The 6,000-nt window shown below is 57.8% G+C and carries 5 protein-coding genes; 3 read left to right on the top strand and 2 right to left on the bottom strand.

The genetic code is table 11. The annotated features are described in order from the left end of the window. Positions 1–669: 669 nt before the first annotated feature. A complete protein-coding gene (locus DTW90_RS24625; RefSeq protein ID WP_245513006.1) occupies positions 670–984 on the bottom strand; it encodes a hypothetical protein in 315 nt (104 codons plus the stop codon). Between the two features lie 630 nt (positions 985–1,614). On the opposite strand from DTW90_RS24625, the gene DTW90_RS24620 reads away from it, so the two are divergent. Beyond that, positions 1,615–1,827 (top strand): hypothetical protein, encoded by a 213-nt coding sequence (locus tag DTW90_RS24620; protein ID WP_149341590.1) that lies wholly within the window; start codon positions 1,615–1,617, stop codon positions 1,825–1,827. 138 nt (positions 1,828–1,965) lie between these two features. Further along, on the top strand, positions 1,966–3,969 hold the full coding sequence (locus DTW90_RS24615; protein ID WP_149341588.1) for an ABC transporter ATP-binding protein/permease: 2,004 nt from the start codon (positions 1,966–1,968) through the stop codon (positions 3,967–3,969). 489 nt (positions 3,970–4,458) lie between these two features. Here DTW90_RS24615 and DTW90_RS24610 read toward each other — a convergent pair whose 3' ends face one another. Further along, complete coding sequence (locus DTW90_RS24610) at positions 4,459–5,160, bottom strand: type 1 glutamine amidotransferase domain-containing protein (RefSeq protein ID WP_149341586.1); 702 nt, start codon at positions 5,158–5,160, stop codon at positions 4,459–4,461. A gap of 460 nt (positions 5,161–5,620) precedes the next feature. Here DTW90_RS24610 and DTW90_RS24600 point away from each other — a divergent pair, with 460 nt between their 5' ends. Further along, a complete protein-coding gene (locus tag DTW90_RS24600; protein WP_149341582.1) occupies positions 5,621–5,866 on the top strand; it encodes a hypothetical protein in 246 nt (81 codons plus the stop codon). Positions 5,867–6,000 lie beyond the last annotated feature (134 nt).

Here is a 6,000-nt window from a genome sequence, read left to right as displayed (position 1 = left end):
GCGGCTCGCGCTTGCGCATCCATAACTATAGAATCTTGCATATTCAGTAACATTGGATAGTATGGCGTCGCGTTTCTAAATTGCTTACTTTGTCTCATCTTTAAATAGCTGTGACAACGAATGGACGCTGATACCATCTGCTTCCAAGTGATTTCAATGGCTTCATGCTATCGGCAACTGACCCTCACCGATCGGCGTCGTCTTCATCGCCTGGTCGAGCGGAAAGTTGTCGATCACCGAGATCTGGCGTCAGCGCTCTGCGACCTGTCGGGCGATCAGGCACAATGTGCTTCGTGATCGCCGAGCTTTTGGATGCGGCGGCTATTTCTCGACGCTTGGCGATAGTGTCGCCGCGAAGTGACAACGGCGTTTGAGAAAGCTTCGACGCCGTCTGCATCTTGCGCCGCACGGGTGGTTTAGAAACTGAAGGCCTTCTGGCTACATCAGAGGTTCATGCGCGAGCATATGCTTGGGGGCCGTAACATCTTCTAGCCGCGGCGATCGTTAGACCACAAACTGCGTGCCTCAGAGCTAACGGGATTCCAAAGACCCCTGGATCCAAACTGAAATCGCGACGGGCCGATGTGGCGCAAACGACAGCCATTCACATTGAGGACCATGCCTCGAGAGCAGGGGCGAGCGCCCCCACCCTCAGAGACATATCGCCGATCAACGTTGGTTCTTGTTCGGACCTTTTCCTGTCGTGGTATTGCAGGTCATAACCGGGCATTTCAGATCGTCGCTCACGGCGATGGTGGTGCGTGACGAGCCGCCTTGGCCGACGCACATCGTCGAGTTCGTGACATAGCGGTTATACATCATCATTCCCGGGTGATGGGACGGATAGCGGAGAACAACGGCGCCTTCCTGGGCGATCTTCTGGTGAACGGTTCCGCAGCTCACGGACTTGGCGTCGTAGCTGGACATAGCCATCGCGTTCGTAGCAAGCAGGCCGACAGCGGCGATAAAGAGGAGTCTTTTCATTTTGGGGGCTTCCTTTTGTTGACGCTGACATTTCCGTCAGCGGCACGCCCATTACTCCTCTCGCGCCGCAGCATTTATGACAAATCCTTGACACGGACTTGGACGCACTTTTCAGATATTGCGAACAAACGAACTCTTGAAAATAAGCGACTTCGACAACATGGGATACTCCGACTCCCGGCCAGTACATCCGCGTAGTGACGCAAATTGCGGGTCCCCAAGCGCAGCGGCATTCCGGCTCCATTCCGCAGAACCTGTCGTTTTTTTGTGTATAGTTTTCCGTGTGTTACGCGACAGACGACAAGCAGGAAAATCCCATGAGATCGGGTGAGTCTGAAAGAACACGGCAATCTTCTGAACTGAAATCACCGTGCTTTCGCGCAGTTAGCCGCGAGCATGAAAATCACCGCGTTTCCCAGGCTTTTTTGTCCTGAAAAGCGCTGTGCAATGCACCTATGCAAATGGCGATGAACTCGACCTTCAGGGTTTGAAATTACCTGCGGGAATTGGGTCCGCCTTGCAGACAGCTTACCGCCCTCGCCCGCTCGCAAGTTCCCCGGATCATCTTTTTGGGCGGCTCAGGGCACAAATGGCCGTCGCGCTCGTTTTCTTTCCAGAAAGGAAACTTCCATGTCCAAAAGCAGGAACGCTCTCAACCGCCGACCAAGGAGCACCAGGGCCGCCAAGACGGGTCCCGGTATTCCCGACGACAAGCAGCCAACGGTCGTCTCCGCCAATGAAATCGCGCAAGCTCGGGAAAAGCTTCTCGGCGACCACGGCGCTGCCGAAAGCACCAAGCGAGAGCGGGATCGCCACAGGCAGCCCGCGGACGGCGCGGCCTGACAACGAAGCTTGCCCTCGCTTTCGACCCGTGTCGAACGGGAACGCGTCTCGCGTTGCAGCGGTCCACGTGCAGCAAGCGATGCGAGGTTCGACATCAGTCCGGTGAAACCTTTGGGCTATTTAGCCGTTGTGACACATATGACCGACGCCAAGCTCAAACCGAAATCGGTCGACGGCACCAGGCCGCGGGGTGCCGAGGAGACGCGCCAAGCGAAGGTCTCCACTCCCGAGGATGTTCCGCCGCCCGAGGTTATCGAACCGGATCGAACCCTGCCGCCCGAAGAGGCCGAGCAGGCTCGAAAGAAATATTTGCTCAAGCGTTTCTGGATCAGCGCACGCGGTTACTGGAGCCGCCGCGGCGACGGCTTCGCTTGGCCATGCACGATCGGGCTACTTGCCCTGATCGGCGCCAATGTCTGCTTCCAGTATGGCATCAATCTCTGGAACCGCTGGATTTTTGACGCCATTGAGCAGCACGATGCGCATACCGTCTATGTTCTCAGTGTGGTGTTCCTGCCGCTGGTGCTCGGTAGTGTCGCTCTGGTCACCGTACAAGTCTACGTCCGCATGATGATCCAGCGGCGATGGCGTTCCTGGCTGACGACCGGTCTCATTGCCCGCTGGCTCGCAAATGGCCGTTACTATCAGCTCAACCTCATCGGCGGCGATGCTCACAAGAACCCGGAAGCGCGTCTCTCGGAAGATATGCGGATCGCGACGGAATCCCCTGTCGATTTCCTCGCCGGCGTCATTTCCGCCTTCGTATCGGCCTCGACCTTCATCGTCGTGCTATGGACGATCGGCGGAGCCCTGACGGTTTCGATCGCGGGCTCGATCATCACAATTCCAGGTTTTCTCGTTGTGACGGCTGTCCTCTACGCCGTGATCACCTCAACTTCGATGGCGGTCATCGGCCGTCATTTCGTTGCGGTCTCCGAGGTCAAGAACCAGGTTGAAGCTGAATTTCGCTATACGCTGACGCATGTGCGCGAAAACGGCGAAAGCATTGCCTTGCTCGGCGGCGAAGAGGAGGAGCGCAACGACCTCGACAGGACTTTTGGCAATGCGCTGAAGCAATGGGCGCTGCTTGCGCATCAATATATGCGCACGACGCTCGTGTCGCAGGGGTCCATGTTGATTGCACCTGTCGTGCCGGTCCTGCTTTGCGCGCCGAAATTTCTCGAAGGCAGCATGACGCTGGGTGAGGTCATGCAGGCCGCCTCTGCCTTTGCCATCGTTCAAAGTGCGTTCGGATGGCTGGTGGACAACTACCCGCGCCTTGCCGACTGGAACGCCTCTGCCCACCGCGTCGCCTCGCTGATGATGTCGCTCGACGGGCTGGAGCGTGCCGAAAAGAGCGACTCCCTCGTGCGCATCAGGCATGGCGAGACCGAGGGCGAGGCAATGCTGTGCCTCAACGATCTCTCCGTGACGCTCGATGACGGCACGTCCGTGGTCAAGGAGACAGAGGTCAAGATCGAACGAGGCGAACGGGTGCTCGTGGCCGGCGAATCCGGGACGGGCAAGAGCACGCTCGTGCGGGCAATTTCCGGTCTCTGGCCCTGGGGCCATGGCAGCGTCGACTTCCATCCCGACAGCCGATTGTTCATGTTGCCGCAGCGGCCCTACATACCCTCGGGCACGCTTCGCCGCGCCGTCGCCTACCCCCGTGCAGCCGATGGCTGGCCGCTCGACGAGATAAAGGCGGCCGTCGAGAAAGTCGGCCTCGACTATCTGAACGACAGGATCGAGGAAGAGGCGCCATGGGACCAGACCTTGTCGGGCGGCGAAAAGCAGCGGCTCGCCTTTGCACGTCTCCTCCTGCACAATCCCGACATCATCGTGCTCGATGAAGCGACCTCAGCGCTCGACGAGAAGAGCCAGGACAAGATGATGGAGATGGTGATCCGCGAATTGCCTGATGTCACCATCATCAGCGTCGCCCATCGCGCAGAACTGGAAGCCTTCCATAGTCGTAAGATCACCTTGGAACGGCGCGAAGGCGGCGCAAAGCTCGTGAGTGATGTCGATCTCGTTCCGAAAAAGAAGAAACAGAACGTGTTTTCGCGTCTTCTGGACAAGGGGCGCTCCGCACCGAAAGACAGCACGAAGAAAGCCGCGTCGCCGGGGAACAAAAGCTGAAGTCTGTCTCGCATCGATGCGGCTACCAAGTGGATCATCTGCAGCAATCGCCACTCTCAAATATGTTGACCAACGCACGTGTCCAGAAAAAACCGGCTTGCGATGATGCGCGTTCGACTGAGCGCCAGTGGCGGCGGCGATGGACGTCCCCCTGCTCCACTGCCCACTTGTATAGGCGGCCGATACCTAAGTTCACTTACGCAAGGCGCCGCCGCGGCATAGAGTCCTTGCAGTGGCTGCCCTCCTCGATAAGCGGTAGCTGCAACCACAGCCTTGCTCCGGTGCCCCTCCCCTCCACTGGAGCTTGCGGATCGTTTCCCTGATCCGCCAAGGCCGTCTCCGCCCGCCCGGAGACGGCCTTTCCACGACGGAGGATAATGTCCATCAACGCGACTATCGCGGACGAAGGTTTCGTGATTCCCAACAGCGATCGCGGTCGCAAACTCCCCTGGCTTGCGACCGTGACTTGAGCTCGGCAACGATTAGGGCTTAGGCAGCGCTAGGCTTGGACCTCAACTCACTCAGCAACTTTACCAGGGCCTGGGCGCCGGCTGTCGAGGACGCCGGATTCTGGCCGGTGATCAATCGGCCGTCGGTGATTGCGAAGCTTTGCCAGTTCGGCTTCTTTTCGAATAGGCCACCAAGACGTTTCAGCTCGTCCTCGACCAGGAACGGCACCACCTTCGTAAGCTGGACTTCCTCTTCTTCCGTATTCGTGAATCCCGTGACGCGCTTGCCCTTTACGATCGGAGCGCCCTTGTAGGACACGTGACGCAACAAGCCCGGTGCGTGACAGACGGCTGCGACCGGCCTTCCGGAATTGTAGAAGGACTCGATGAGCGAGATCGAGATCGGATCTTCCGCCAGATCCCACATCGGCCCATGGCCGCCAGGGTAGAAGACCGTATCGAAGCCTTCCGAACTCACGTCGCTAAGCTTCCTGGTCGTGGCAAAGACCTTCTGTGCATCCGGATCCTTCTTGAAACGCGCCATCGCCGGCGTCTGGTTTTCAGGCAAGTCGCTCTTCGGATCCACCGGCGGCTGCCCGCCCTTTGGCGAGGCGAGCGTCAGTTCGATGCCGGCGTCGCGGAAGACGTAATAGGGTGCAGCGCCTTCCTCGAGCCAAAAGCCCGTCTTGCGCCCTGTACTGCCAAGTACGTCATGCGAGGTGAACACCATCAGGATCTTCATCTGTCGGTTCCTTCCTAATCGTTCACGCAGCGGACTGCTGCACGGGCGGATTATTGCAGCGATCCGCCCATGGTGCATTTGCACATAGGTATTGCTTCAAACGAATTTGGCGCCGCCTATCGCAATCTCAGCAAATCGTCTTGATAAGGACAGGTATTTTAGGAGATGTTTAATAAATTGAGAACGAATACGCAGCATGCTCATCGGCGGGCTATGTTCGAGGTACCCACATGCGTAAGCCAGTCTCTTTGGAATTGCGTCCGGACATTTTCTACTGGGTCAGACGGAGAGAGCCGTCTTCGGACCTTGAAGTCGCCCGGGTTTCGGCCGTCTTCGGCGAGGACCCCGACTACTGGACAGTCACAAGAGCCGGGTCTGATGTGCATCACATGCTGGATGAGTTTGAATTTGTCGCTGAAGTGATGCCTCCGGCGGCACCTGGCCAGTTGAGGACGATAAGATGAACAGCATCTCGCGCCCCTTTGTCACCAGAGACGATCCCGATCGGGATATCCGATGCCAAGATGCGCTTGATACCGCGTTCTGCGAACTTCTTGCCGGGGCGATGGATGCAGGCTGGTCGGAAAGAGAAAGCGTCGAGGCAATCATCGCGATTGCAGAAAGCCACCTGCTTTCGGTCGCCGCAAACGACGGCACCGACGGGCTTGTGACAATGCTTCGGCAGATGCTGGATCGATCGGCGTGAAGGGTGATCTTCCACACTTCCGCGCCCCTTCACACGAGTTCGCATCTCTGAACACCATGACTTGAAAGTCACACTTGAAGGCCAAGATTTCCTCGATGATCTGGCTGGACCATCAGGTATCAAAGGTTGAGGGA

Origin of the sequence: Neorhizobium sp. P12A (assembly GCF_008365395.1) — a bacterium.
Taxonomy (GTDB): domain Bacteria; phylum Pseudomonadota; class Alphaproteobacteria; order Rhizobiales; family Rhizobiaceae; genus Rhizobium.
This window is presented reverse-complemented; position numbering and strand designations above follow the sequence as displayed.

What these genes read in the sequence shown, in the direction of transcription:
- DTW90_RS24620 (WP_149341590.1), top strand. Translation starts at nt 1,615, where the DNA reads ATGTCCAAAAGCAGGAACGCTCTCAACCGCCGACCAAGGAGCACCAGG.
- DTW90_RS24600 (WP_149341582.1), top strand. Translation starts at nt 5,621, where the DNA reads ATGAACAGCATCTCGCGCCCCTTTGTCACCAGAGACGATCCCGATCGG.
- DTW90_RS24610 (WP_149341586.1), bottom strand. Translation starts at nt 5,160, where the DNA reads ATGAAGATCCTGATGGTGTTCACCTCGCATGACGTACTTGGCAGTACA.
- DTW90_RS24615 (WP_149341588.1), top strand. Translation starts at nt 1,966, where the DNA reads ATGACCGACGCCAAGCTCAAACCGAAATCGGTCGACGGCACCAGGCCG.
- DTW90_RS24625 (WP_245513006.1), bottom strand. Translation starts at nt 984, where the DNA reads ATGAAAAGACTCCTCTTTATCGCCGCTGTCGGCCTGCTTGCTACGAAC.